The organism is Sphaerotilus natans, assembly GCF_900156335.1.
GTDB lineage: Bacteria > Pseudomonadota > Gammaproteobacteria > Burkholderiales > Burkholderiaceae_C > Sphaerotilus > Sphaerotilus natans.
Map to the genome: position 1 here is coordinate 191,790 of NZ_FTMZ01000002.1, position 25,424 is coordinate 217,213.

A 25,424-nucleotide genomic window follows, 5' to 3' on the forward strand; every position below is an offset into this window, starting at 1 on the left:
GCGCCCTCCCGGGGCGAGCCATTCACGCCGGATCGAGGCCGGAGCCGGAAAAAGCACGGTCGGAAGAAGGCCTGAGCGTCAACCGGAGCGGGTCTTGATCCGTATCATCAGGGCTTTCCCTGATTCCTCCCCATGCCCGCCCTGCCTTCAACCCGGCTTCGCGCCGGACTGCGCCCGCTGCTGACCGTGCTGCCGCTGCTGCTGGCCGCCACGTCCTGCAGCGTGCAGGCCGAGCCCGCCGCCACGAGCGTCGAGGCCCTGCCCGCAGGCGTGCGGGCCGCGCTCGAGCGCGCACGCATCGAGCCGGGGGCGCTGTCGGCCTGGGTCGCACCGGCCGAGGGCGGCGAGGCCCGGCTGGCGCTGCGCCCGGCCGAGATGGCCGCACCCGCCTCGGTGATGAAGCTGGTGACCGGCATCGCGGCGCTGGACCGGCTCGGCCCGGTCTTCCAGTGGCCAACGACGGTGCTGGCGGCCGGGCCGGACCGCATCCTGCGCGGCAGCGGCGATCCGCGTCTGACCGCCGAGCGGCTGGCACCGCTGCTGCGTCAGGCGATGGACGCCGGTGGCGCCACGATCGACGGCGACCTGATTCTCGACCGCAGCGCCTACGCCCTGCCCGCCCATGATCCGGCGGCCTTCGACGGCCAGCCGCTGCGGCCCTACAACGTCGGACCGGACGCGCTGATGGTGGCGCACCGCAGCGTGATGCTGACGCTGCGGCCCGATCCGACGCGTGGCGTGGCGCGCATCGCGGTCGATCTGCCGCTGGCCGGCGTGCAGTGGCCCGAGACCGTGCCGCTGGCCGGCGGCGACTGCCAGGACTGGCGTGCGCAGCTGGCGCCGGATTTTGCCGATCTGTCGCGCCCCCGGCTGACCGGCAGTTTCCCGGCGACCTGCGGCGAACGCAGCTGGCCGGTCGCCTTCCCGGATCCGCTGCCGGCCGGCTTTGCCGCCCGCGCGATCGAGGCGCAGTGGCGAGCGCTGGGCGGCCGTCTGCAGGGCCGGGTGCGCGAAGGCCTCACGCCGGCCGGCGCGACCGTGCTGACCGAATGGCGCTCGCCGGTCCTGCCCGAGGTGCTGCGCGACATGAACAAGCACAGCAACAACATGATCGCGCAGCAGGTGCTGCTGGCGCTGGCCCCGGGTCAGCCGGCGCAGCCCGCCACCTTCGAGGCCGCCCGGGCCGAGGTGCAGGCGCTGGCGCTGGCACGCGGCTGCCGCGAGGGCGAGCTGGTGATCGACAACGGCTCGGGCCTGTCACGCCAGGAACGCATCACGCCGCGCTGCCTGGGCCGGCTGCTGCAGTGGGCCTGGCGCCAGCCGTGGATGCCGGAGCTGCTGGCCTCGCTGCCGGTGGCCGGCATCGAGACCACCGCGCGCCGAATGACCGGCGCCAGCGGCCGCGCGCACCTGAAGACCGGCACGCTCGACGGCGTGGCGGCCATCGCCGGCTATGTGCACGGCGACGACGGCCGCCGCCATGCGCTGGTCGCCATCCTGAATCATCCGAAGGCCGGCGGCGCCCAGGCGCGCGCCGTGCTCGACGAGATCGTGCGCTGGGCCGCCGACGATCTCTCCCGCCCCGGCCCGCACGCTCTCTCTGCCCCGAAGGATTCCCCGTGAGCCTCGACCCGACCGCCTTGCCCCTGAACGAGCTGATCGGCCTCGTCGCCGCGCTGCTGACGACGCTGTCCTTCCTGCCGCAGGCGCTGCTGACGCTGCGCACCCGCGATGTCAGCGGCATCTCGCTGTCGATGTACAGCGCCTTCACGCTCGGCGTCGGGCTGTGGCTGGTCTACGGGCTGACGCTCGGCGCCTGGCCGGTCATCATCGCCAACGCGCTGACGCTGGCGCTGGCGGCGTCGATCCTGGGCATGAAGCTCTGGTTCGGCCGCCGGCCGGCCTGAGCCGAAGATCGCTCAGAACGGATTGTTGCGGGCGCGGCTCAGCGCGGCGCTGCCGACGCGGGCCTGCCAGTTCGGGCCCGGCACCTTGGCGTCGGCCCACAGGTAGGTGGTGCCGCTGGACGCCGCGCCCGACACCAGCGTGGCCACGGTGCACGAGGTCAGCGGCGTGACGGTGCAGGCCGCCTCGGTGTTGTTGGTCAGCGCGTAGGCCGAGAGATTGGTGTTCGTGGCCATGCTGACCGTCAGCTGGTCGGCAGTGATGAGCGCAGCGTAGGCGCCATCATTGGTGACGGCCAGACGCATCGCCTCGACGAAGGCGGCCGTCAGCTCGCGCAGCATCGTGCGGCGGTCTTCCGAGCCGGAGCTGGCCACCTCGGACGCAGCGAACGGCGAGTAGCCGATGTTGGGCGGCGTGGCGTAGAGCACGCGGCCGCCATTGCCCGACGCGGTGATGGTGTTGACCAGCGTGCCCAGCGTCTTGCCGGCCGCCGCGACCTGTGCGGTGGCCTGGGCGCGGGTCAGCGTGCCAGCCACCCAGTCGGCATAGGCCGCCAGGATGTCGTTCTGGCCGGCCATCAGCGTGACCAGCGTGGCGCGGGTGAAGCCGGTCGTGCCCTGGTAGGCCTGCACCGCAGCGACCACGTCGGCGACCTTCGCGCCCGCCACCGCCTTCATCTCGGCCGAGGTGGTCAGCACGCCGGAGCTGTTGCACTGCGGGAAGACCAGGCCATAGCCCGAGGCCACCGCCTGCGGCCAGACCGGGTAGGTCGCGCAGTCCAGTTCGGTCGAATTGGTCTTCAGCGCGTTGACGCTGTATTTGCTGCCGTCGCTGTTGATGACGCTGAGCTCGTCGCCAAAGGCGACCAGCTTCGTCGGCACATAGTCCTCGACCCGCTCGGAGCCGCCGCAGGCGGCCAGCAGCGCGGCCAGGGCCGCCGGGACGAGGATGGACTTCAGGACTCTCATGCAATCTCCAGCGAGGGGTTCTCAGCGCTCAGGCCGCGGCGGCGCGCTGCAGCCGGTCGCGCACGCCATCCCAGGCGGCATCGTCCGGCGGCGTCTCGACCCAGATCAGCGGCGCGCCGCTGGCATCGAGCGCGCGCAGGTCGGCGAACAGCGCGTGCGCGGCCGCCGCCGCATCCGCCGGCATCCGGCGCAGCACCGTGCCGGCGACCGCGGCGCGGGCGCTGCGGGAATATACCGCCAGCGTCGGTGCGGAAGATGTCGCGCCCTTGAGCGGGGCGGCCGTCGCGCCCCACACCGTCAGCGCCGCGTCGATCTGCGCGGCCGTCATCAGCCGCACCTTCGCGGTCGGTGCGTAATGCGCCTCCAGCGTGCCCGACGCACGCGGCGCCGAGCCGTCCCTGGCCACCAGCACCTGGCCGGCGGCGGCCTCGATCTCGGCCACCGTCAGCCGACCGGGACGCAGCAGCACCGGCCGGCCGTGGTCGCGGCTGCAGTCGATGATGGTCGATTCGATGCCGACCTCGCAGGCGCCACCGTCGAGCACCAGCAGGTCCTCCTGGCCGGGCTGCCCCGCGAACTCGGACACCACATGCGCGGCCTGCGTCGGGCTGACGCGGCCGAAGCGGTTGGCGCTGGGCGCGGCCACGCCGGGCACGCCCAGGCCGGCCGCCTCGCGCAGCAGCGCCAGCGCGACCGGGTGATCGGGGCAGCGCAGGCCCACGGTGTCCTGCCCGCCCGCCGCCTCGGCCGCCAGGTCGGCGCGGCGCGGCACGATCACCGTCATCGGCCCCGGCCAGAACGCGGCCATCAGCCGGCGCGCCACCTCGGGCAGCGCGCCGTCGCGGGCGAAGACCTCCGCCCCGGCAACATCGGCCACATGCACGATCAGCGGGTGATCGCTCGGGCGGCCCTTGGCGGCAAAGATCTTCGCGACCGCCCCGGCCTGGTCGGCGCGGGCGCCCAGGCCGTAGACCGTCTCGGTCGGCAGCGCGACCAGCTCGCCGGCGGCCAGCCGCCGGGCGGCCTCGGTCACGGCGACGGTCAGCCCTTCGGGCGTCGTGGCGTCGAGCAGGCGCGGCATGGCGTGGCTCAGAACGGCGCGATGCCCAGCAGCGCCGCGGCCTGCAGCGCGGTCTCGCGCGCGGCCGCCGGCGTCGCGCCGGTGATCGTCAGGTGGCCCATCTTGCGGCCGCGCCGCGCCGATTCCTTGCCATACAGATGCAGGTTCGCGCCGGGCAGCGCCAGCACCTCGGCCCAGTCGGGCGTGCGCTCCGCGCCCGCGGCGTCGAACCAGAGGTCACCCAGCAGGTTCAGCATCACGGTGGGCGAATGCAGCCGCGGCTTGGCCAGCGGCAGGCCGGCCATCGTGCGCACCTGCAGATCGAACTGCGACAGGTCGCAGGAGTCGATGGTGTGGTGGCCGGAGTTGTGCGGGCGCGGCGCCATCTCGTTGGCGACCAGCGAGCCGTCCTCCAGGATGAAGAACTCGATGCACAGCACGCCGACATAGCCCAGGTCGGCGGCGATGCGCGCGGCGCAGCCGATGGCCTCGGCCTCCAGCGCGGGCGTGCCGGCCGGCGCGGGCACCGTCGTCACCGCCAGGATGCCGTCGCGGTGCAGGTTCTGCTGCAGCGGGAAGGCGACGACGCGGCCGTCACGCCCGCGCGCCACGATCACGCTGACCTCGAAGGCCAGCGGCAGGCGCTTCTCCAGCACGCAGGTCACGCGCCCAAGCTCGGCCCAGCCGGCCTCCAGCGCGGCGCGGTCGGCCACCCGGATCTGACCCTTGCCGTCATAGCCCAGGCGGGCGGTCTTCAGGATGCCGGGCAGCAGGTCGTCGGACACCGCGGCCAGCGTCGCCTCGTCGGCGATCACCGCATGCGGGGCCACCGGCACGCCGCAGCCGACGAAGTGCGCCTTCTCGGCGGCTCGGTCCTGGCAGACCGCCACCGCGTCGCCCGAGGGCGCCACCGGGCGGCGCGCGGCCAGCCGGCGCAGCGCCTCGGCCGGCACGTTCTCGAATTCGGTGGTGATCGCGTCGGCGGTGTCAGCCAGCGCCTGCAGACCGGCCTCGTCGAGGTATTCGGCCTGCACATGCGCGTGCGCGACCAGCCCGGCCGGGCTGGTCGCGTCCGGGTCGAGCACCGCGGTGCGGAAGCCGAGCTGCTGCGCGGCGTGGACGAACATCCGGCCGAGCTGGCCGCCGCCCATGACGCCCAGCGTCAGGGCGCGTTCGGGATCGGCCGCGGCGCGGTCGCCGGGCAGCAGTCGGGTGCTCATCAGCCCTGGCCCTCCAGCGGTGTCAGCTCCATCGCGCGGGCGGCTTCGGTCTGGCGGGCACGGAAGGCGTCGAGCTCGGCGCGCAGCCGCTCGTCGTGGTTGGCCAGCAGCGCCACCGCGAACAGCGCCGCGTTGGCCGCGCCAGCCACGCCGATGGCGAAGGTCGCCACCGGCACGCCCTTGGGCATCTGCACGATGGAATGCAGCGAATCCACGCCCTGCAGGTGGCGGCTGGCCACCGGCACGCCGAGCACCGGCACCGGCGTCTTGGCCGCGAGCATGCCCGGCAGGTGGGCCGCGCCGCCGGCGCCGGCGATGATGGCCTGCAGGCCGCGCGAGCGCGCGCGCTCGGCGTAGCGGAACATGTCGTCGGGCATGCGGTGCGCCGAGACGACCTGGGCTTCGAAGGGCACGCCGAAGTCGGCGAGAATCTGGGCGGCGTTCTTCATGGTGTCCCAGTCGCTGTTGGACCCCATGACGATGCCGACCACGGGCGAGGCGCTGTTCAAGGCGGGGCTCCGGGCTTGGGCAAAGGAGGGATTTTAGGCGTGCCGGCCGCGCCGGACTTGCTTTTCCCCCGCGCCGCCCTCAGATGAACCGGCCAGACCCGTCCGACCAGACCCCTGCGCATGCGCCGCGCGCATGCCGCCCACCAGGTGCCGCGATGATCGACATCACCCTCCAGAACTTCGAATCCGAACTGATCCAGGCCTCGATGCAGCAGCCGGTGCTGCTCGACATCTGGGCGCCGTGGTGCGGCCCGTGCAAGCAGCTCGGCCCGGTGCTCGAGAAGCTCGAGACCGAATACGCCGGTGGCTTCGTGCTGGCCAAGCTCAACGCCGACGAGGTGCCGGAGATCGCCGGCCAGCTCAGCCAGATGTTCGGCGTGCGCTCGATCCCCTTCTGCGTGATGTTCGCGCAGGGCCAGCCGGTCGACGGCTTCGTCGGCGCGATTCCCGAGGCACAGATCCGCGAGTTCCTCGCCAAGCATGTGGCCACGCCCGAGCAGGTCGAGGCCGAGGAGGAGGTCGAGGAGGCCGAGCAGATGCTCGCCAGCGACAAGCCGGACATTCACGCGGTGCTGGAGCGCCTGCGCGCCGCGGTCGAGACCGATCCGGCCAACGACGTCGCCTGGATCGACTACCTGAAGGTGCTGCTGGGCCTGGCCCGCCACGACGACGCGGCGCTGGCCGAGGCCCGCCAGGCCTACGCGCAGGTGGCGCCGCGCGCGCTGGCCGATGCGCGCTTCGCCGCGCTCGAGCACGGGCTGCTGGCCGCCGAGGCGGTGCGCGACGCCCGCGCCGCCGGCCGCAGCCCCGAGGCGCTGCGCGCGGCCATCGCCGCCACGCCGCGCGACTTCGCCGCCCGGCTGGAGCTGGCCCGCCACTTCTTCGCCGCCGGCGCGATGACCGAGGCGATGGACGAGCTGCTCGAGATCCTGATGCGCGACAAGGGCTGGAGCGACGGCCTGGCGCGCAAGACCTATGTCGCCATCCTGGAGCTGATGAGCAAGCCGGCCCCGAAGGCCGCGACGCCGGAAGCCAAGAAGGGCGCCGTCGAGATCGCCGGCAAGGCGGTGGTCGTGCCGGGCGACCCGGTGATCGACAGCTACCGCCGCAAGCTCAGCATGGTGCTGTTCTGAGCCCCAGCCGGTCCAGCCCGGCCAGCAGCGCCGCGATGCGATCGCTGTAGACGCGGTAGTGCGCCGCGCCGCGGTCCGCATGGATCGCGGCCACCTCGTCGAGACCGAGCCGGCGGAAGACCCGCTCGAGCATGCCGTGGGCGATGACCAGATCCTCGGGCTCGACGGCACCATGGAGCGCGGCCTCGGCATCGCGGGCGGTGCGCAGCGCCGCGTCGCTGCGGCCAAGCATCGCCAGGCACCAGGCCTGATCGGCACGGAACACGCTTTCCGAGACGCCGAGCCCCTCCTCGAGCGCCTTGCGGGTGTGCTCTTCGTAGAGCGCCAGCGCGGCCTCGAACTCGCCGGTCAGCAGCAGGATCTGCGCCCGGCGCATCGGCGGATGGTTGCTGAGCGCACGGGTCTGCACGCTGCGGTCCAGATGCACCGAGGACTCGGTGCCCAGCACCGCGCGGCGCAGCACGCCTTCCGGGCAGCCACCGGGATCGCGCAGATCGGCCACCCGGGCGTCGAGCACCCGCAGGAAGGCCATGTTATACATGATGGAGCTGAGCGCGGCGCCGTCGCCCTCGGTGGTGGCGTGGCGGCGCGCCAGGGCGTACCAGGCCTGGGATTCCTCGTCCCGGCGCGCGTAGTGCAGCATGCCCGCCACCACCAGGCTGGCGCGCGAGCGCGCGCCGTGATGATCGGCACGCGCCAGCTTGAGCGCCAGCGCGACATGCTCGAGCGCCGACGCGTCGTCGCGCACATAGAAATCCAGATGCGCCAGCCAGGCCGCCGCCAGCGACTGCACCCGCGCGTTGCGCGCGGTCTTGCCCAGCGCCAGCGAGCGGCGCACGCGCTCGTGCGAGCGCAGCGACAGGTCCGCGTAGAAGTCGCCCAGCCCCTCGGCCAGCAGCAGCCAGGCGTTGAGCACCGGCATCGTCAGCATCTCGGGCGAGGCCCTGAGCGTGGCCACCTCCTGGCGCATGCGGTCCAGCTCGCCGAGCCGCGCCAGCACCACCGCACGCTCGGCGCGCAGCAGCGGCACCTCGCGCGGCAGGCGCGAGGCGGCGATCGCATCATCGAGCCGGGACAGCAGCCGGTTCATCATCGCTTCACCTGCCGGCGGGCGATCGGGATCCGTCCGGGTGCGCCGGCTCAGCCCATCAGGCGCTCGAGGGCCTCGCGGTACTTGGCCGCGGTGTGCTCGATCACCTCGGCGGGCAGCGCCGGCGCCGGCTTGACCTTGCCCCAGGGCTGGCCGTCGATGCGCACCGCCTCGAGCCAGTCGCGCAGGTACTGCTTGTCGAAGCTGGGCGGGTTCTCGCCGGCGGCCAGCGCCGCGGCGTAGTGCTCGACCGGCCAGTAGCGCGAGGAGTCGGGCGTCAGCACCTCGTCCATCAGCACCAGCGTGTCGTTCTCGTCGAGGCCGAACTCGAACTTGGTGTCGGCGATGATGATGCCGCGGGTCAGCGCATGCTCGGCCGCGGTGGTGTACAGGCGGATCGAGATGTCGCGCACCTGCTCGGCCAGCTCGCGACCGATGATCTCGACCATGCGGTCGAAGCTGATGTTCTCGTCGTGGTCGCCGACGTCGGCCTTGGTGGCCGGCGTGAAGATCGGCGCGGGCAGCTTGGCCGCGTTGGTCAGGCCCTCGGGCAGCGCCACGCCGCAGACCGAGCGGCTGCCCTGGTATTCCTTCCAGCCCGAGCCGGCCAGGTAGCCGCGCACCACCGCCTCGACCGGCAGCGGCTTCAGGCGCTTGACCAGCATCGAGCGGTCGCTGACCTGGTCCTTCTCGTCGTCGGCGACGACCGACAGCGGATCCTCGCCGGTCAGGTGGTTCGGGACGATGTGGCCCAGGCGATCGAACCAGAACAGCGCCACCTGCGTCAGCAGCGCGCCCTTGCCGGGAATCGGCTCTTCCATGATGACGTCGAAGGCCGACAGCCGGTCGGTGGCGACCATCAGGATGCGGTCCTCGCCGACGGCGTAGTTGTCGCGCACCTTGCCGCGCGCGAGCAGCGGCAGGGAGTGGAGGCTGGAGTTGTGCAGGGCGATGGTCACGGCGTGGACTCGGCTGAGGCTGTCTTGGAACCGACCGATTGTAGGCGCGCGCCCCCGGGTACCAAGAAGAACGGCCCGCCAGAGGCGGGCCGTCGGATCAGGAAAAACGCGCAGGCACCCGGCAGCGGGCCGCGCGAACTCCGGGGATCAGAGCACCTTCTGCGCCAGCTCGCCGGCAGCGTACTTCTGGGCCATCACGGCCAGCGAGACGCCCTGGATGCGCGAGCCCTGGCCTTCGCAGCCGAACTCCATGTAGCGCTGCTTGCAGATCGCCTTGGCGGCTTCGCGGGCGGGCTTGAGCCACTCGCGGGCGTCGAACTTTTCCGGGTTCTCGGCCAGGAACTTGCGCACCGCGCCGGTCATCGCCATGCGGATGTCGGTGTCGATGTTGATCTTGCGCACGCCGTACTTGATGGCTTCCTGGATCTCGGAGACCGGCACGCCGTAGGTCTCCTTCATCGCGCCGCCGTACTGGTTGATGATCGCGCGCAGGTCCTGCGGCACCGACGAGGAGCCGTGCATCACCAGGTGGGTGTTGGGGATGCGGGCATTGATTTCCTTGACGCGGGAGATCGCCAGGATGTCGCCGGTGGGCGGGCGGCTGAACTTGTAGGCGCCGTGGCTGGTGCCGATGGCGATGGCCAGCGCGTCCAGCTGGGTTTCCTGGACGAAGCGAGCGGCCTCTTCCGGGTCGGTCAGCATCTGGCTGTGGTCCAGCTTGCCCTCGGCGCCGATGCCGTCTTCCTCGCCGGCGTCACCGGTCTCGAGGTTGCCCAGGCAGCCCAGCTCGCCCTCGACGGTGGCGCCGATCTTGTGCGCCATCGCGACGACCTGGCGGGTCACGTCGACGTTGTAGCCGAAGTCGGCCGGGGTCTTGCCGTCCTCACGCAGCGAGCCGTCCATCATCACCGAGCCGAAGCCCAGCTCCAGCGCGCCGGCGCAGATTTTCGGGCTGGTGCCGTGATCCTGGTGCATCACCATCGGGATGTGCGGATACATCTCGGCCGCGGCCTGGATCAGGTGCTTGATGAAGGGCTCGCCCGCGTACTTGCGCGCGCCGGCCGAGGCCTGCAGGATCACCGGGGCACCGACCTCGTCGGCGGCGGCCATCACGGCCTGGACCTGCTCGAGGTTGTTGACGTTGAACGCCGGGATGCCATAGCCGTTTTCGGCGGCATGGTCCAGCAGCTGGCGCATGGAAACGAGGGGCATGGGAAGAACCTCAGAAGGGACTGGAAACCGGCGCGGGCGGCTGACCGGGCACCCGATGGGTCGAACACCCCTGAAACCACCCTGAAACTTCCGAGATTCTACGGGCACGCCATCGTGCAGATGCGCGTTTTCCGCTGAAGCGGCCCCTTGCACGAGGCCCGATGCGTGCCAATTTTGCACAACGAGGGTGGTGCGTTACACGCCACCCCCACCGGGTTACATCGCCACCCCCGCGGACCGCGGGCGAGTCCGTGTCCTCAGCCGACGCGGCAGACCTTCAGCATGTTGGTTCCGCCCGGGTACCCCATCGGTTCACCGCAGGTGATCGCGTAGGTGTCGCCAGGACGCAGCACGCCACGCTCGACCAGCAGCTGCTCGGCCGCAGCCAGCGCGGTGTCGCGGTCCTCGAACTTGGGCATCAGGATCGGGCGGACGTTGCGGTAGAGCGCCATCTTGCGCTCGGACAACGGCTGCGTCGTCAGCGCGTAGATCGGCACGTCGATGCGGTGGCGGCTCATCCACAGCGCGGTCGAGCCCGATTCGGTCAGCGCCAGAATGGCCTTGCAGCCCAGGTGATGCGCGGTGAACAGCGCGCCCATCGCGATCGACTGGTCGATGCGGCCGACGGTGCGGCTGCCCATGTCGGCCTCGAAGCGGACTTCCTCGGCGGCCTCCGCCGCCTCGGCGATCGCCACCATCTGCTCGACTGTCTCGACCGGGTACTTGCCGGCGGCCGTCTCGGCCGAGAGCATCACCGCATCGGTGCCGTCGAGCACCGCGTTGGCGACGTCAGACACCTCGGCGCGGGTCGGCACCGGGTTCTGGATCATCGACTCCATCATCTGCGTGGCGGTGATGACGACCTTGTCCATCTCGCGCGCCATGCGGATCATCTTCTTCTGCAGCGCCGGCACCGCGGCGTTGCCGACCTCGACGGCCAGGTCGCCGCGCGCGACCATGATGCCGTCGGAGGCCTTCAGGATGGCCTCGAGCTGCGGGATGGCCTCGGTGCGCTCGATCTTGGCGATCATGCCCGGCTTGTGGCGCCACGGCTCGCCGGCGACGTTGGCCAGCTGGCGCGCCATCTCCATGTCGATGGCGCTCTTGGGGAAGCTCACCGCCAGGTATTCGCACTGGAAGGACATCGCGGTCTTGATGTCCTCCATGTCCTTAGAGGTCAGGGCCGGGGCGGTCAGGCCCCCGCCCTGCTTGTTGATGCCCTTGTTGTTGGACAGCTCGCCGCCGATCTTGACGACGGTGTGGACCTTGTCGCCTCGCACCAGCTCGACGACCAGAACGATCAGGCCGTCGTTGAGCAGCAGCGTGTCGCCGGGACGGACGTCGCGCGGCAGTTCCTTGTAGTCGAGGCCCACGCCGCCCAGATCGCCCGGCTCGGTCCGGCAGGCATCAAGCACGAAGGGCGCGCCGGCTTCCAGCATCACCTTGCCTTCGGCGAACTTGCCGACGCGGATCTTCGGCCCCTGCAGGTCGGCCATGATCGCCACCGGCTTGCCGACGCGGGCGGCGACCTCGCGCACCAGCGTGGCGCGGTCGATGTGGTCCTGCGCCTTGCCATGGCTGAAGTTCAGCCGCACAACGTCGACCCCGGCGCGGATGATCCGCTCCAGCACCGCCGGGTCGGACGAGGCGGGGCCGAGGGTGGCGACGATCTTGGTGTGGCGAGGCATCGGGCGGTCTCCTGGGTGTCGAAAAATCTCGAGTCCGGGGATTATCGACCGCCGTTCAGTACAAGGTGGTTACGAAGAACGCCGGGCTTCGGCCGCATCCGCCACCGCCAGCGCGGTCATGTTGACCACCCGGCGCATCGAGGCCGACGGCGTCAGGATATGCACCGGCGCGGCCGAGCCCAGCAGGATCGGCCCCACCGTCACGCCCTTGCCGGCGGTCACCTTCAGCACGTTGAACAGGATGTTGGCGGCGTCGATGTTGGGCAGCACCAGCAGGTTGGCAGCCCCGCTCAGGCTGGAATCCGGCAGGATGTTGCGGCGGATCGCCTCCGACAGGGCCGCGTCGCCGTGCATCTCGCCGTCGCACTCGATCTCGGGGGCACGCTCGACGAAGAGATCGCGCGCGGCACGCACCCGCTTGGCCGACGGCCGGTGCGAAGTGCCGAACATCGAGTGCGACAGGAAGGCCACCTTCGGCGGCAGGCCGAAGCGGCGCACCTCGTCGGCGGCCATCAGCGCGATCTCGGCCAGTTCCTCGGCGCTGGGCTGCTCGTTGATGAAGGTGTCGGTGATGAAGAGGTTGTGCTCCTCCAGCATCAGCGCGTTCATCGTCGCGAAGACCTTGGCGCCGGGCTTCTGGCCGATGACGCTCTTCACGTACTCGAAGTGGGTGTCGTAGCGGCCATGCAGGCCGCAGAGCATCGCGTCGGCATGGCCGAGCTTGAGCAGCATGGTCGCGATCAGCGTCGTCGAGCGGCGCACCGCCGCCTTGGCGGCCTCGACCGAGACGCCGTCGCGCTTCATGATGCGGTGGTACTCCTCCCAGCAGGCACGGAAGCGGCTGTCTTCCTCGGGGTTGACCACCTCGAAGTCGACGCCCGGCTTCAAGCGCAGGCCGGCGCGCTCGATGCGCGAGGCGATCACGCCCGGGCGACCCACCAGGATGGGCCGGGCCATGCCTTCGGCCAGCACCGCCTGCACCGCGCGCAGCACGCGCTCGTCCTCGCCCTCGGCGTAGACGACACGCGCCGGATTGGCCTTGGCGGTGGCGAAGACCGGGCGCATGAACATGCCGGTCTGGTAGACGTAGCGCGTCAGCGAGTCGCGGTAGGCGTCCAGGTCGGCGATCGGGCGCTCGGCGACCCCCGACTCGACCGCGGCCGCGGCCACCGCCGGCGCGATGCGCAGGATCAGCCGCGCATCGAACGGCTTCGGGATCAGGTACTCGGGGCCGAACTTCAGGTCCTGGCCAGCGTAGGCGGCCGCGACCTCGTCGCTGGTCTCCTCCTTGGCCAGCGCGGCGATCTCGCGCACGCAGGCCAGCTTCATCGCCTCGGTGATCTTCGTGGCGCCGCAGTCCAGCGCGCCGCGGAAGATGTAGGGGAAGCACAGGACGTTGTTGACCTGGTTCGGATAGTCCGAACGGCCGGTGGCGATGATGCAGTCGGGACGCGCGGCCTTGGCGACCTCGGGGCGGATCTCCGGCTCGGGGTTGGCCAGCGCCAGGATGATCGGCTTGTCGGCCATCGTGGCCACCATCTCGGCGGTCAGCACGCCGGCGGCCGAGCAGCCCAGGAAGACGTCGGCGTCGCGCACCACGTCAGCCAGCGTCCTGGCCTCGGTCTTCTGGCAGTAGCGCTGCTTGGACTCGTCGAGGCGGTCGCCGCGACCTTCGCGGATCACGCCCTTGGAGTCGCAGACGAAGATGTTCTCGACCTTCACGCCCAGGCCCACCATCAGGTCCAGGCAGGCGATCGCCGCCGCGCCGGCGCCCGACACCGCCATCTTGACCTCGCCGATCTTCTTGCCGACCAGCTCCAGGCCGTTGAGCAGCGCCGCGCCCGAGATGATCGCGGTGCCGTGCTGGTCGTCGTGGAAGACGGGAATCTTCATGCGCTCGCGCAGCTTCTTCTCGATGTAGAAGCACTCGGGCGCCTTGATGTCCTCGAGGTTGATGCCGCCCAGCGTCGGCTCCAGCGAGGCGATGATCTCGACCAGCTTGTCAGGATCGCGCTCGGCCAGCTCGATGTCGAACACGTCGATGCCGGCGAACTTCTTGAACAGGCAGCCCTTGCCCTCCATCACCGGCTTGGACGCCAGCGGGCCGATGTCGCCCAGGCCCAGCACCGCGGTGCCGTTGGTGACCACGGCCACCAGGTTGCCGCGCGAGGTGTACTCGGCCGCCTTGGACGGATCCTGCTCGATGGCCAGGCAGGGATAGGCCACGCCCGGCGAATAGGCCAGCGACAAGTCACGCTGGTTCATCAGCGGCTTGAGCGGGGTGACGGCGATCTTGCCCCGGACCGGCGCACGGTGGTATTCCAGCGCGGCATCATGCAGAGCCTGTTCGGCGGGCGACAAGGGTTGGGTCATCGAGGGCGCTCCTGAAGCACACAAATCAACAAGGGGAGCGCAGATTACTGCCGACAAAAGTTGCTCGCATGCGTACTTCCCGCGTGAAAGGGCCTGAAAGCGGGGTTCATGCCGCCAGCCGCAGTGCTCATGCAGAAAATGCATGAAGATGCGCCAAACACGCCCCTGTACCAGAACGACACAGGCCCGGCGTGAGCGCGCGGAACCAGCCTGCGGCGCGGCTGCCTCTACGCGCACTGCACATCGACAGCGGCGCCACCGATAGCGCGGATGCCTAGAATCCGCCCATGCCCACCATCGCCATCTTCTTCGGCATCATTGTCCGGATGTGGCACGACGACCACCCGCCCGCACACATCCACGCGGAGTACCAAGGCTTCGAGGCACTGATCGCCATCGACACCGGAGAGGTGGTCCAAGGCAACCTGCCACGCAAGGTGGCCGCCATCCTCAAGGAATGGTGTGCCACCCACCGCGACGAACTGCGCGCCAACTGGGATCGGGCACAACGCTTCGAGCCGCTGGAACGCATCCAAGGAGCTGACCGTGATTAAAGTGCTGACCCTCGACCCTGCAGGGGACTTCGAACTGGTCCTGACCTTCTCGAACGGCGCACGAGGACGTTTCGACGGGGCGGCCTATCTGCTCACGCGTCAAGGACCGTTGCTGGAGCCACTGCGTCAGGCCGATTACTTCCGGCGCTGCTTTGTCGAAGCGGGCGCTGTCTGCTGGCCGAACGGGCTGGAACTGAGTGGGGCGCGGGTGTTCGAGTTGAGCCATCCGCTGAGCTTGGCAGCCTGATCCTTCTGGCATGGGCGGCCGGTCAGACGACGAACCTCGGCCGCCGTTTGGGCAACGGCTTTGGCGGCTCGCCCTTCGATGTGTCCAGCTTGTTGTCCACCGCCACCCGCGCTGAACCCTTCCTGCCTCCCAGAAAACGCGCTTGCTTGCGCGTATTTTTCGAAAAGAGGCGAATTTCCGGCAAGCTCACGCAGCTGCAGTGTCAATAAAAAGGCCGCCCGAAGGCGGCCTGGACAGGTCGAGTCTGGGACGTGATCAGCCAGCCGCCCGCTTCGCCAGGATCTCAAACGCCGGCAGGGTCTTGCCCTCCAGCACCTCCAGGAAGGCGCCGCCGCCGGTGGAGATGTAGCCCACGTCCTTCTCGATGCCGTACTTGGCGATTGCCGCCAGGGTGTCGCCCCCGCCGGCAATCGAGAAGGCCTCGGACTCGGCGATCGCGCGCGCCAGCGTCTCGGTGCCACGGGCGAAGGCGTCGAACTCGAACACGCCGACCGGACCGTTCCAGACGATGGTGCCGGCGGCCTTGAGCTGGGCGGCCAGGATCTCGGCGGTCTTCGGGCCGATGTCCAGGATCAGGTCGTCGTCGGCGACCTCAGAAGCGGCCTTGACGGTCGCTTCGGCGTCGGCCGAGAAGGTCTTGGCGCAGACCACGTCGACGGGAATCGGCACGGCAGCGCCGCGTGCGGCCATCGCCTCGATCACGGCCTTGGCTTCGCCGACCAGATCCGGTTCGGCCAGCGACTTGCCGATCTTCAGGCCGGCAGCCAGCATGAAGGTGTTGGCGATGCCGCCGCCGACGATCAGGCCGTCGACGTTGGCCGACAGCGCCTTCAGGATGGTCAGCTTGGTCGAGACCTTCGAGCCGGCGACGATCGCCACCAGCGGGCGCTTCGGGTTGGCCAGTGCCTTGGAGATGGCGTCGATCTCGGCGGCCAGCAGCGGGCCGGCGCAGGCGACCGGGGCGAACTGGGCGATGCCGTAGGTCGAGGCCTCGGCGCGGTGCGCGGTGCCGAAGGCGTCGTGCACGAAGACGTCGCACAGCGCGGCCATCTTCTTCGCCAGGTCTTCCTTGTTCTTCTTCTCGCCCTTGTTCAGGCGGCAGTTTTCCAACATGACGACCTGGCCCGGGGCCACGTCCACGCCATCGACCCAGTTCGACACCAGCTTGACCTCGCGGCCGAGCAGCTCGCTCATGCGCGCGGCCACCGGCGCCAGCGTGTCCTCGGGCTTGAATTCGCCCTCGGTCGGGCGGCCCAGGTGGCTGGTGACCATCACGGCGGCGCCGGCATCGAGCGCCATCTTCACGCAGGGCACGGACGCGCGGATGCGGGTGTCTTCGGTGATGTTGCCCGCGTCATCCTGCGGCACGTTCAGGTCGGCACGGATGAAGACGCGCTTGCCGGCGATCTGGCCGTCGGCGATCAGGTCCTGGAGGCGGAGAACTTTCATGGTGGGTCGCAGTTGCGGAGTTGAGGAAATGAAAGAGGCGCGCGGCTACCAGCCCAGACCGATGCGCAGCGGCAGGAAGACCGCCATGCCGACGACGATGGTGCCGAGAATGCCGCGACGGAAGAAGAACCAGGCCACTGCCGCCGCCGCACCGATCAGGCGGGCGTCGAGCGGCGTGGCGATCAGTGCGCCGTTCTTCATCAGCACCTCGGGCGCGATGATCGCCACCAGCGCGGCCAGCGGCGCGTATTTCAGCGCGCGCCGCGCCCATGGCGGCATCGGCAGCTCGCGCGCGGGCAGCATCAGGAAGCCGCGGGTCAGCACGGTGACCAGCGCCAGGCCGAGGATGGTGAAGAAGGCTTCGAGGCTGGACATCGTGCGTGCGCGCTCCGGGCAAGGGGTCAGGACGGGCGCCGGGCCGGCTGCGGGCCGATCGGCCGGCCGCCCCCGCCGCCGGGCATTTCCATCATCAGGCCGGCGGCCACCGCCGCCGCCACCGCGACGACGATGTGCAGCTTGTAGGGCAGCGCGAAGGCCGCCACCGCGGCAGCGGCCGCCACGCCCGCGCAGACCCAGGTCGCGCGGTCGACCAGCAGCGAGCAGGTCAGGCCGATCAGCGCCAGCGTGCCGGCGAATCCCAGGCCCCACTGCGCCGGCACCCCGTCGGCCAGCACGATGCCGAGGATCGACGGAATCTGCCAGCCCAGCCACAGCGGCAGCGCCCCGCCGGCGAAATAGGCGATCTGGCCCGGCTGCGGCTCGGGCTCGGTCCAGCGGCGCATGAACATCGCGTAGCTGATGTCCGCACCGAAATAGCCCAGCGACATGCGCTGCCAGCGCGGCAGGTGGCCGAAGTAGAAGCGCCACTGCGCGCTGTAGATGACGAAGCGCAGGTTGACGACGAAGCCGGTCAGCAGCACCACCCAGATGGGCGCGCCGGCGGCGATCAGCGGCAGCGAGGCCAGCTGCGACGAGCCGGCATAGACCGTCAGCGACATCAGCAGCGCCAGCCAGGGGTCGAGCCCGCTGCGCACCATCGCCACGCCGGTGACCAGGCCCCAGGCGGCCAGACCCGGCACCATCGGCGCCATGTCCCGCAGGCCACGCCGGAATTCCGGATGGCGACAGAGGGACTGCACATGCCGCTTCAGTGCGGCCGCAGTAGAGCCGGGGAAAGACATCCCGCGATTGTCACATCGGGAGAGGTCCTACGGATCAGGTCCGGCACGCGGACCTCAGGGATTGCGCCTCAGTGCGTCGACTTGCCGTGGGCCTTGTCGTCCGCCTTGGCCTTGGGCTCGTCGATGATGTCCTCATCCTCGGCCGGCTTGGGCTTCTTCTTCTTCGACGGCTCGACCGGGCGCGGCACGACCGGCGCGATGCCCTCGAGCTTGTTCTCGCGCATGTACTCGTCCATCTCGCGCCAGCCGGTGTAGACGGAGGCCTTCACCGCCTTCGGATTGAGGGTGTAGCAGTCCTCGATCGCACGCATCGCGTGGCGGCAGGCGCTGCCGATGGCCTTGCCCTCGGCCTCGTTGCGGGCGGCGACGGCTTCGCCGGACTCGATGCCGAGCAGGTCGCAGCTGGCCAGCAGGGGCAGCGCGGCGAGCAGGGCGATGACGGAAAGTCTCGGCAGTCTCATGGCGGGAGGAGGGCAAGCGAAGGGCGGGGGCTGCCTCGCTTATCGTCTGTCGCCCGGAGCGACTTGAGCATTCCGGGCGACGCGTCCCGTTTCAGCCCAGCCGCTCGCCAGGGCGGATGTCACAGCCCGCCAGCCATTCGCGCACCGGCTGGCGCCGCCCGCCCGGGCGCTGCACCCGCTCGATCTCCAGCGCGCCCTCGCCGCAGGCCACCCGCAGCACGCCCGCCTCCGCCACCAGCACCTCGCCGGGGGCGCCCTGCCCGTCGGCCAGGCGCGCCTGCCAGACCTTGATCGTCTCGGCGCCGCGCACGAAGCTCGCACCAGGGAAGGGATCGAAGGCGCGCACCCGGCGCGCGATCACGGCCGCCGGCAGCGTCCAGTCGATCGCTGCCTCCTTCTTGTCGATCTTGTGCGCGTAGGTCACGCCCTCCAGCGGCTGCGGCACCGGCTGCAGACGCCCGGCGGCCGCGTCGGCCAGCGCCGCGACGATCATGCGCCCGCCCAGCCGCGCCAGCCGGTCGTGCAGCAGCGCGGTGGTGTCGTCCGGGCCGATCGGCTCGCGCTCGACCGCGAGCATGTCACCGGTGTCCAGGCCCTCGTCCATCTGCATGAGGGTGATGCCGGTCTCGGCGTCGCCCGCCTCGATCGCGCGGTGGATCGGCGCGGCGCCGCGCCAGCGCGGCAGGATCGAGCCGTGAATGTTCAGGCAGCCCAGGCGCGGCAGCGCCAGCACCCAGCGCGGCAGGATCAGGCCGTAGGCGGCGACCACCAGCACGTCCAGTTGCGCGGCCTGCAGCGCCTCGCGCGCGGCCGCCGCCTCGTCGGGGAAGCGGCCGTCGAGCTTCAGACTGGTCGGCTGCGCCACCGCGATGCCGTGCTCCAGCGCCAGCTGCTTGACCGGCGAGGGCTGCAGCTTCATGCCGCGCCCGGCCGGGCGGTCGGGCTGGGTCAGCACCAGCGGCACCGAGAGGCCGGCCCCCAGCATCGCCGCCAGCGCCTCGCGGGCGAACTCCGGCGTGCCGGCAAAGCCGACGCGCAGTCCCTGTGCAGGTTCAGCGATCATGACTGCGGCGCTCATGCGACGTCGTCCTCGTCGCGACCACGCTTGAGCAGCTTGGTACGGATGCGGTTGCGCTTGAGCGGCGAGAGGTACTCGACGAAGACCCGCCCCATCAGGTGGTCCATCTCGTGCTGGATGCAGATGGCCAGCAGGCCGTCGGCCTCGAGGTCGAAGGAGCGGCCCTCGCGGTCGAGCGCGCGCACCGTGACGCGCTCATGGCGCTCGACCTTGTCGTAGATCGTCGGCACCGACAGGCAGCCCTCGTCGCCGACGACCCGCTCCGGGCTGCGCCCGATCAGCTCCGGGTTGATCAGCACCAGCTGCTCCGAGCGGTCCTCGGACACATCGATGACGATCAGCCGCTCGTGCACGTCGACCTGGGTCGCGGCCAGGCCGATGCCGCGTGACTTGTACATCGTCTCGAACATGTCGTCGATCAGCGTGCGGATGCGCGCATCGACGGCCGCCACCGGCTTGGCGACCTTGTTCAGGCGGGGATCGGGATAGCGAAGAATGGTCAGCAGGCTCATGGCGATGACGAGGGCGATCGGTCGCGACGCGACAGTGAAGGGCAGGCCCGAAGCGGCAGAAGTGGCAAAACAGCCGATTTCATTGCAGCCTCAGGGCTTCGGGGGCAGAATCGACGAGTCTGAATGAAGTGTTTCGCGCGGGCCTGCCGGGTCGGCGCACGGAGAAGAACTCCATGATCCTGTGCCACGGCGAGCACGCTCGAACCCGGCGCGCCCTCGCCAGTCCCTTGAGGCTGTTGGCGGCGACGCTGCTGGGCCTGTCGCTCCAGGCGACTCACGCAGCCCCCGATTATCCGGTCACTGCCGCGCAGCGCAGCACGGCCCGTCAGGTCGCCGAGGCCGGCGTGCCGCTTTCCGAGCTCGCGCCCAACGCGCCCGAAAGCCATGTCGTGCGCCGCGGCGACACGCTCTGGGACATCTCGAAGCTCTTCCTGCGCAGCCCCTGGCGCTGGCCGGAGCTCTGGGGCATGAACCTCGAGCAGATCCGCAATCCGCACCTGATCTATCCGGGCCAGGAGCTGGTACTGGTGCGCGAGGGCGGCCGCGCGCGGCTGCAGTTCGGCCGCGCCGGCTCAGGCACCGTGAAGCTCTCGCCGCGGGTGCGCGCGGGCGATGTCGACAACGGGCCGGTCGCCTCGATCTCGCTGCACCTGATCGAGCCCTTCCTGAACGACGCGATCGTGCTCGAGGCCGACGAGCTGGACAACGCGCCGCGCATCGTCGCCGGCCGCGAGGGCCGGGTGCTGCTCGGCCGCGGCGACACCGCCTATGTGCGCGGCGAGATGCCGCCGCTGCGCAACTGGCGCGTCTTCCGCCAGGCCCGGCCGCTGCTCGATCCGGACACGAAGGCGCTGCTCGGCTACGAGGCGGCCTTCGTCGGCTCGGCGGAATATGTCCGCCCGGGCAGCGTGACCCCGAGCGCCGACGGCAAGACCCAGGAGATCGTGCCCGGCACGGTGGTGCTGACGACGCTGCGCCAGGAGGCCGGCGCCGGCGACCGTCTGGCCCAGGCCCCGACCCGCGACACCACCAACTTCGTCCCGCATGCGCCCTCGGCGCCGATCGCAGGGCGCATCGTCTCGATCTACGGCGACGGCATGTCGGCCGGCCAGAACCAGATCGTCGCGCTGAACCGCGGCCGGGTCGACGGCATCGAGCGCGGCCATGTGCTGGCGATCCAGCGCGCCGGCGAGCGCATCGCCGACCGCACCGACCCGCAGCGCGCCGCACTGCAGCTGCCCGACGAGACCCACGGACACCTGTTCGTCTTCCGCGTCTTCGAGCGGGTGGCCTACGCGCTGATCCTCGACGCGCAGACCGCGGTGCGCCCCGGCGACCGCTTCACCCAGCCCTGAGTCCGGCCGGGAGCGCGACGATGCCGCTGGCCGGACACGCGCCCGACGAGATCGCCGCCTGGCTGCGGCTGCTGCAGACGCCGGGCTGCGGCCGCCAGCGCGCGCGCCAGCTGCTCGCGGCCTTCGGCTCGCCCGAGGGCGTGTTCGCGGCCTCGACGATCGCGCAGCGCCAGATCGTCGGCGAAGCGCTGGTGCAGGCGCTGCGCTCGCCGCCCGACGGACTGGATGCGCTGGTGGCCGCCACGCTGGACTGGCTCGCGCATCCCGACCACCATCTGCTGACCCTCGGCGACGAGGGCTACCCGCCGGGCTGGATGCACATGCCCGACTCGCCGCTGCTGCTGCACCTGCACGGCGCACCGCAGCGCCTGAACGACCGGGATCTGATCGCGCTGGTCGGCAGCCGTCATCCGACCACCAGCGGCGCCGCGCTGGCACGCGAGTTCGCCGCCGGGCTGGGCCGTGACGGCCTGGGCATCGTCTCCGGACTGGCGCAGGGCATCGACGCGGCCGCCCATCTGGGCGCGCTGGACGCGGGCGCCCCCACGGTGGCGGTCATCGGCACCGGCATCGACCGCTGCTATCCGCGCCAGCACGAGGCGCTGGCCGCGCGCATCGTCGCTGCAGGTGGCCTGATCGTCAGCGAGCATGTGCTCGGCACCGGGCCGCTGGCGCCGCATTTCCCGCAGCGCAACCGGCTGATCGCCGGGCTGTCGCTGGGCACGCTGGTGGTGGAGGCGGCGCTGCAGTCGGGCTCGCTGATCACCGCACGGCTGGCGCTGGAGAGCAACCGCGAGGTGTTCGCGATCCCGGGCCCGATCCGCAGCCCGCAGTCGCGCGGCTGCCACCGGCTGATCCGCGATGGCGCGCGGCTGGTCGAATCGGTCGAGGACATCCTGGAAGACCTGCGGCCGCTGCGCCGCGCGCCCGCCACGAACGCGCAGCAGGAAGCGAAAGCGGCAGCGGTCGCGGTCGCGGAGTCCGAGGGGGAAGAGGAAGCCTCCGACCCGATCCTGCAGGCCCTGGGCTGGAGCCCGGCCACGCTGGACGCGCTGCAGGCACGCACCGGCTGGCCGACGCCCGAGCTGCAGGCGCGGCTGCTCGAGCTGGAAATGCTGGAACAGATCGTTCGGCTGCCCGGACAGATCTTTCAACGCCAGAATCGTGCGTGACCCCGCTCACGGGGGCCGACCGGCACGGGTTCTCCGGGTCACCATGCCCTCGGGTATAGTGAATCCATGTTCGACGTGCTCGTCTACCTCTACGAAAACTACTGGCGGCCGGACTCCTGTCCGGAGCATGACCAGCTGTCGCGCAAGCTGACCTCGGTCGGCTTCGAGAACGACGAGATCGAGGAGGCGCTGAGCTGGCTCGACGGCCTGACCAGCGTGGCCGAGACCCAGGCGCAGATGCAGAGCGCGCTGTCGATGCGCATCTACACCGCCTCGGAGCAGGACCGGCTCGGCACCACCTCGATCGCCTTCCTGAGCTTCCTGGAGTCGGCCGGCGTGCTGCCGGCGCACATGCGCGAGATCGCCGTCGACCGGGCGATGGCCGCCCCGGGTGGATCGCTGGCGCTCGAGGACCTGAAGATCATCGTGCTGATGGTCTTCTGGAGCATGGGCGAGGAGCCCGACGCGCTGATCCTCGACGAGCTCTTTGTCGACGACGCCGACCGGCTCATTCACTGACGCGCCAAGGCCGGACGTGCAGGGCGCGGTGGCGTGACTGCAGCGCCTCAGTGCAGCAGCCGCGCCGGATCGGCGTCGAGCTTGGCCAGCGCGTTGCGAGTGGCGCGCACCGTCAGCGACTCTTCCTCGAAGGGCACCAGCAGGCCGGCCTGCAGGAAGGACGCCAGGCGGTGCTTCTGGAACATGATGCCGCGCCCCTGCACCGACACGAACAGGCTGAACTGCTTGCGACTGCCCTGCCAGGCCAGCTGCACCGGCTCGATGCGGTCGCGGTAGTCGAGCCGGAACCAGTTGCCGACCGTCAGGTCGGCCACCCAGGCCACCATCGCCGGCGTCGGCATCGAGCCGCCCTCGGCGACCACCTCCAGATCCTGGGTCTCGTGGCCCGAGAGATCGCGCACCATCGACTCGTCGATCTCGATGTCGCCGGCCTCGGGCAGCAGATCCTCCAGCGCCTCGAGCTGCATCATCAGCTCGTCGAGACGCTCGGTCGGAATGGTCGCGGTGCGGGCCGAGAAGGCCGCCTGCAGCGCATTGTTGAGCGACTGCAGATACTCGTCCTGCCGCGGCATCGGCACGCCGGCCGAGCCCATGCCCTCGCGCAGGCGCTTGAGCAGCGGCGGCAGCCGGCGGATCGCCTCGGCCCGCTCCTCGCGCGAGACCTTGGCGCTGGCCAGCCAGATCAGGTCGGAGGCGACCTTGCTCATCGCCCGGGTCTGCTCGCTGCTGGCGCTGGTCTTGACCGCGGTGGTCGCCAGCACGTCGGCCCAGACATGGAAGAGGAACTGGCGCACGCTGTCATGCACCGGCACCTTGTCGAGCATCTTGCGCATCTCGATGGTGTACTGGATCGCCATCGTCTCGCGCTGCTCGATCTGCTGCGCCAGCGACACGCCCTTGCTCGCGGCGACATGCTCGGTCTTGAAATACTCCTCGATGAAGCGCTCGAACTCGGTCAGCACCGTCTGGAAGACCCGCCGACCGGTGTCCGGATAGGCCTCGACGACCTGCACGACCCGCTTGATCTCTCGCTCCATCGGCTCGCTGACGCCGGCTGCGCCCACCTCGAAGCCCATCACGCAGCCGCCCATGCGGTCGATCAGCTTGCGCGCCGGATGGTCGATGGTGGCGAAGAAGTCGGGCTCGGCGATCGCCACCCGCAGCACCGGCATCTGCAGCCGCGCGAACCACACCCGCACGGTGGCCGGGATGCGCTCCTCGGTCAGCAGGCTCTGGAACATCAGCGCGACGATCTCGATGGTGGCGCGCTCGACCGGCGTGGTCGCGGCCTGCTTGAGCGCGACCTTGCGGCTCTGCAGCTCCTGCAGCAGCCCCGGCGTCGACACCGCGACTGCCTGCGACAGCACCGGCACGCCCGAAGCCACACCGGCCGCGGAGGCCCCGCCCTCGAAGCGACGGCGCACCGCCTGCTCGGCATCGCTGATCGCCGCGCTCAGCCCGGGCGAGGGCTGCACCTGCGGATGCGCGATGGTCGAGCTGTAGAAGTCGGGCACCTGCCGCGCGACCAGCCGGTTGAGCCGGCCCAGCACCGCCTCGGCCTGCTCGATGCTGCGCAGCAGGCCCGGCGAGTGCGTCATCATGCGCGTCTCGTCGTGCACGTCGCGCAGCGGCACCGGCACGGTGGCCGCACCGGCGGAAGACGGCGGCGACACATCCGCCATCATCGTCGGCGCATAGAGATGGGCATCGCGGCTGTCCGGTGCCGTCGTGTCGCCAGGCTGGTCGGCACGGGCTGCGCCGCCTGAGCCGCCACCGCCGCCCCAGGCCGGGCCACTGCCTGCACTCGCCCCCGCAGCGCCCGATCCGGCCGCCGCGCCGCCGACGCCCGAGCCCGCACCGGGGCCGCCACCCGAAGCCCAGCGGGACGGCGTCGACGAATCGGAGCCGGGGCGGTTGTCGTTGCGGTTGTCGTTGCGGTTCAGATGGGCTGGCGAGGGAAAGCGCTCCTGCGGCGGCTGGGCGGCCCCCCCGGGTCGGGCTGCAGGGACCGCAGCGCCAACCGCTGCCTCCGGCGAGAGGCCGCCCGCACGCGACACGCGGCTGCCGTCCTTGCTGCGGCGAATGAAATGGCGCAGATTGACCTCGGGACAAACGCCCTGCCCGATCAGCCAGCGGTTGACCTCGTGGTAGGCCTCATGGATGAGTACCGCGAATTCCTCGTGCAGCATCGGCTGCAGCGCCCGCCAGGCCTCGGCGCTGAAGCCGGCCGTGAACCAGCTCTCCGACACCGCCCGGGCCAGCGCGTGCGGACGCAGCACATCCAGCTCGTCGAGCTCGTCGCGGTGATCCAGCGCCGCCATCCGGTAGCGCAGGTCGGAGAACTCCCAGCTGGCCTTGTCCAGCAGCGCCATCGCCATGTGCGAGACGACGATCTCCTGGTCGACCGAGGCGTCGTCGACGATCGCGAGCTCGTCGGCACGGGTGGCGTTGCGCCCCGCACCCTGCGGCGCGACCTGGCGACCGGCCGCCGCCTGCTGAAGCTGCTGCCCGAAGGCGATGGCCCAGCGGCCGGACTGCAGCGGCAGATCCACCAGCAGATCGCGGTAGACCGCATGATGCGCCGACGGCGTGCGTGCCTGCTCGGCGATGCGGTCACGCACCCGCTCGGTCAGCGAGCCGGCCACCCGGGGCATCAGCCGCTGCAGCTGCTCGCAATAGAGTCGCCGCGCCTGTGCGGCCAGCAGCGAGGAGGGGGTTGCGGCAGCCATGGGAAAGGTGGGGGAAGGAGGAATCGACCGTCGGAATCTGGAAAAATAGT

The 25,424-nt window shown here is 70.7% G+C and carries 24 protein-coding genes; 8 read left to right on the forward strand and 16 right to left on the reverse strand.

Annotation, left to right across the window (positions count from 1 at the left end):
- Nucleotides 1-132 precede the first annotated feature (132 nt).
- Nucleotides 133-1,623, forward strand: coding sequence for a D-alanyl-D-alanine carboxypeptidase/D-alanyl-D-alanine endopeptidase (gene dacB, locus BW996_RS02600; RefSeq protein ID WP_051632227.1), 1,491 nt, complete (start codon nt 133-135; stop codon nt 1,621-1,623).
- Nucleotides 1,624-1,640: 17 nt separating this feature from the next.
- The gene (locus tag BW996_RS02605; protein ID WP_037481867.1) at nt 1,641-1,907 is read left to right on the forward strand and encodes a SemiSWEET transporter; all 267 of its coding nucleotides are present in this window, start codon (nt 1,641-1,643) and stop codon (nt 1,905-1,907) included.
- 12 nt (nt 1,908-1,919) lie between these two features.
- Here the strand turns inward: BW996_RS02605 and BW996_RS02610 are convergent, their stop codons facing one another.
- The 4 genes from BW996_RS02610 to purE are packed head-to-tail and all read right to left on the reverse strand — an operon-like array spanning nt 1,920 to nt 5,629.
- A complete protein-coding gene (locus BW996_RS02610; RefSeq protein ID WP_037481853.1) occupies nt 1,920-2,873 on the reverse strand; it encodes an SGNH/GDSL hydrolase family protein in 954 nt (317 codons plus the stop codon).
- A gap of 28 nt (nt 2,874-2,901) precedes the next feature.
- Complete coding sequence (locus BW996_RS02615) at nt 2,902-3,954, reverse strand: L-threonylcarbamoyladenylate synthase (RefSeq protein ID WP_037481850.1); 1,053 nt, start codon at nt 3,952-3,954, stop codon at nt 2,902-2,904.
- Nucleotides 3,955-3,962: 8 nt separating this feature from the next.
- Nucleotides 3,963-5,153, reverse strand: coding sequence for a 5-(carboxyamino)imidazole ribonucleotide synthase (locus BW996_RS02620; RefSeq protein ID WP_037481848.1), 1,191 nt, complete (start codon nt 5,151-5,153; stop codon nt 3,963-3,965).
- Nucleotides 5,153-5,629 (reverse strand): 5-(carboxyamino)imidazole ribonucleotide mutase, encoded by a 477-nt coding sequence (gene purE / locus BW996_RS02625; RefSeq protein WP_037481865.1) that lies wholly within the window; start codon nt 5,627-5,629, stop codon nt 5,153-5,155. Before purE ends, BW996_RS02620 begins: the two co-directional genes overlap by 1 nt.
- 188 nt (nt 5,630-5,817) lie before the next feature.
- Here purE and BW996_RS02630 point away from each other — a divergent pair, with 188 nt between their 5' ends.
- Nucleotides 5,818-6,795 (forward strand): tetratricopeptide repeat protein, encoded by a 978-nt coding sequence (locus BW996_RS02630; RefSeq protein ID WP_037481845.1) that lies wholly within the window; start codon nt 5,818-5,820, stop codon nt 6,793-6,795.
- Here the strand turns inward: BW996_RS02630 and BW996_RS02635 are convergent.
- From BW996_RS02635 to BW996_RS02655, 5 genes are all read right to left on the reverse strand, one after another.
- Nucleotides 6,776-7,885, reverse strand: coding sequence for a hypothetical protein (locus BW996_RS02635; protein ID WP_139330713.1), 1,110 nt, complete (start codon nt 7,883-7,885; stop codon nt 6,776-6,778). The two genes, BW996_RS02630 and BW996_RS02635, sit on opposite strands and share 20 nt — an antisense overlap.
- Before the next feature lie 50 nt (nt 7,886-7,935).
- Nucleotides 7,936-8,844 carry a phosphoribosylaminoimidazolesuccinocarboxamide synthase gene (locus tag BW996_RS02640; RefSeq protein WP_037481839.1) on the reverse strand — a complete coding sequence of 303 codons (909 nt, stop codon included), beginning with the start codon at nt 8,842-8,844 and terminating at the stop codon, nt 7,936-7,938.
- Nucleotides 8,845-8,991: 147 nt separating this feature from the next.
- Nucleotides 8,992-10,056 (reverse strand): class II fructose-bisphosphate aldolase, encoded by a 1,065-nt coding sequence (fba, locus tag BW996_RS02645; protein ID WP_037481836.1) that lies wholly within the window; start codon nt 10,054-10,056, stop codon nt 8,992-8,994.
- Between the two features lie 257 nt (nt 10,057-10,313).
- Nucleotides 10,314-11,744, reverse strand: a complete 1,431-nt coding sequence (gene pyk, locus BW996_RS02650; RefSeq protein WP_037481833.1) for a pyruvate kinase — start codon at nt 11,742-11,744, stop codon at nt 10,314-10,316.
- Nucleotides 11,745-11,813: 69 nt separating this feature from the next.
- Complete coding sequence (locus tag BW996_RS02655; protein WP_037481830.1) at nt 11,814-14,117, reverse strand: NADP-dependent malic enzyme; 2,304 nt, start codon at nt 14,115-14,117, stop codon at nt 11,814-11,816.
- Nucleotides 14,118-14,404: 287 nt separating this feature from the next.
- Here BW996_RS02655 and BW996_RS02660 point away from each other — a divergent pair, with 287 nt between their 5' ends.
- Complete coding sequence (locus BW996_RS02660; protein WP_037481827.1) at nt 14,405-14,671, forward strand: DUF4160 domain-containing protein; 267 nt, start codon at nt 14,405-14,407, stop codon at nt 14,669-14,671.
- Nucleotides 14,664-14,918 carry a DUF2442 domain-containing protein gene (locus BW996_RS02665; RefSeq protein ID WP_037481826.1) on the forward strand — a complete coding sequence of 85 codons (255 nt, stop codon included), beginning with the start codon at nt 14,664-14,666 and terminating at the stop codon, nt 14,916-14,918. The genes BW996_RS02660 and BW996_RS02665 overlap by 8 nt, the downstream gene beginning before the upstream one ends.
- 255 nt (nt 14,919-15,173) lie before the next feature.
- Here BW996_RS02665 and BW996_RS02670 read toward each other — a convergent pair whose 3' ends face one another.
- The 6 genes from BW996_RS02670 to def all read right to left on the reverse strand — a co-directional run bounded on the left by BW996_RS02670 (nt 15,174) and on the right by def (nt 19,599).
- The gene (locus tag BW996_RS02670; protein ID WP_037481823.1) at nt 15,174-16,367 is read right to left on the reverse strand and encodes a phosphoglycerate kinase; all 1,194 of its coding nucleotides are present in this window, start codon (nt 16,365-16,367) and stop codon (nt 15,174-15,176) included.
- Nucleotides 16,368-16,412: 45 nt separating this feature from the next.
- On the reverse strand, nt 16,413-16,742 hold the full coding sequence (locus tag BW996_RS02675; RefSeq protein ID WP_037481863.1) for a branched-chain amino acid transport AzlD family protein: 330 nt from the start codon (nt 16,740-16,742) through the stop codon (nt 16,413-16,415).
- Between the two features lie 26 nt (nt 16,743-16,768).
- Nucleotides 16,769-17,506 (reverse strand): AzlC family ABC transporter permease, encoded by a 738-nt coding sequence (locus BW996_RS02680; protein ID WP_310732040.1) that lies wholly within the window; start codon nt 17,504-17,506, stop codon nt 16,769-16,771.
- A gap of 110 nt (nt 17,507-17,616) precedes the next feature.
- On the reverse strand, nt 17,617-18,009 hold the full coding sequence (locus BW996_RS02685; protein WP_037481821.1) for a hypothetical protein: 393 nt from the start codon (nt 18,007-18,009) through the stop codon (nt 17,617-17,619).
- Between the two features lie 91 nt (nt 18,010-18,100).
- Complete coding sequence (gene fmt, locus BW996_RS02690) at nt 18,101-19,048, reverse strand: methionyl-tRNA formyltransferase (protein WP_037481861.1); 948 nt, start codon at nt 19,046-19,048, stop codon at nt 18,101-18,103.
- A gap of 35 nt (nt 19,049-19,083) precedes the next feature.
- Nucleotides 19,084-19,599, reverse strand: a complete 516-nt coding sequence (gene def, locus BW996_RS02695) for a peptide deformylase (RefSeq protein ID WP_037481819.1) — start codon at nt 19,597-19,599, stop codon at nt 19,084-19,086.
- 173 nt (nt 19,600-19,772) lie between these two features.
- On the opposite strand from def, the gene BW996_RS02700 reads away from it, so the two are divergent.
- From BW996_RS02700 to BW996_RS02710, 3 genes are all read left to right on the forward strand, one after another.
- The gene (locus BW996_RS02700) at nt 19,773-20,954 is read left to right on the forward strand and encodes a LysM peptidoglycan-binding domain-containing protein (protein ID WP_051631917.1); all 1,182 of its coding nucleotides are present in this window, start codon (nt 19,773-19,775) and stop codon (nt 20,952-20,954) included.
- Nucleotides 20,955-20,974: 20 nt separating this feature from the next.
- Complete coding sequence (dprA, locus tag BW996_RS02705) at nt 20,975-22,126, forward strand: DNA-processing protein DprA (RefSeq protein ID WP_037481812.1); 1,152 nt, start codon at nt 20,975-20,977, stop codon at nt 22,124-22,126.
- A gap of 66 nt (nt 22,127-22,192) precedes the next feature.
- Nucleotides 22,193-22,645, forward strand: coding sequence for a Smg family protein (locus BW996_RS02710; RefSeq protein ID WP_037481811.1), 453 nt, complete (start codon nt 22,193-22,195; stop codon nt 22,643-22,645).
- Between the two features lie 47 nt (nt 22,646-22,692).
- Here the strand turns inward: BW996_RS02710 and BW996_RS02715 are convergent, their stop codons facing one another.
- Nucleotides 22,693-25,374: a DUF1631 family protein gene (locus tag BW996_RS02715; RefSeq protein ID WP_037481808.1), complete on the reverse strand. Its 2,682-nt coding sequence runs from the start codon at nt 25,372-25,374 to the stop codon at nt 22,693-22,695.
- Nucleotides 25,375-25,424: the final 50 nt, after the last annotated feature.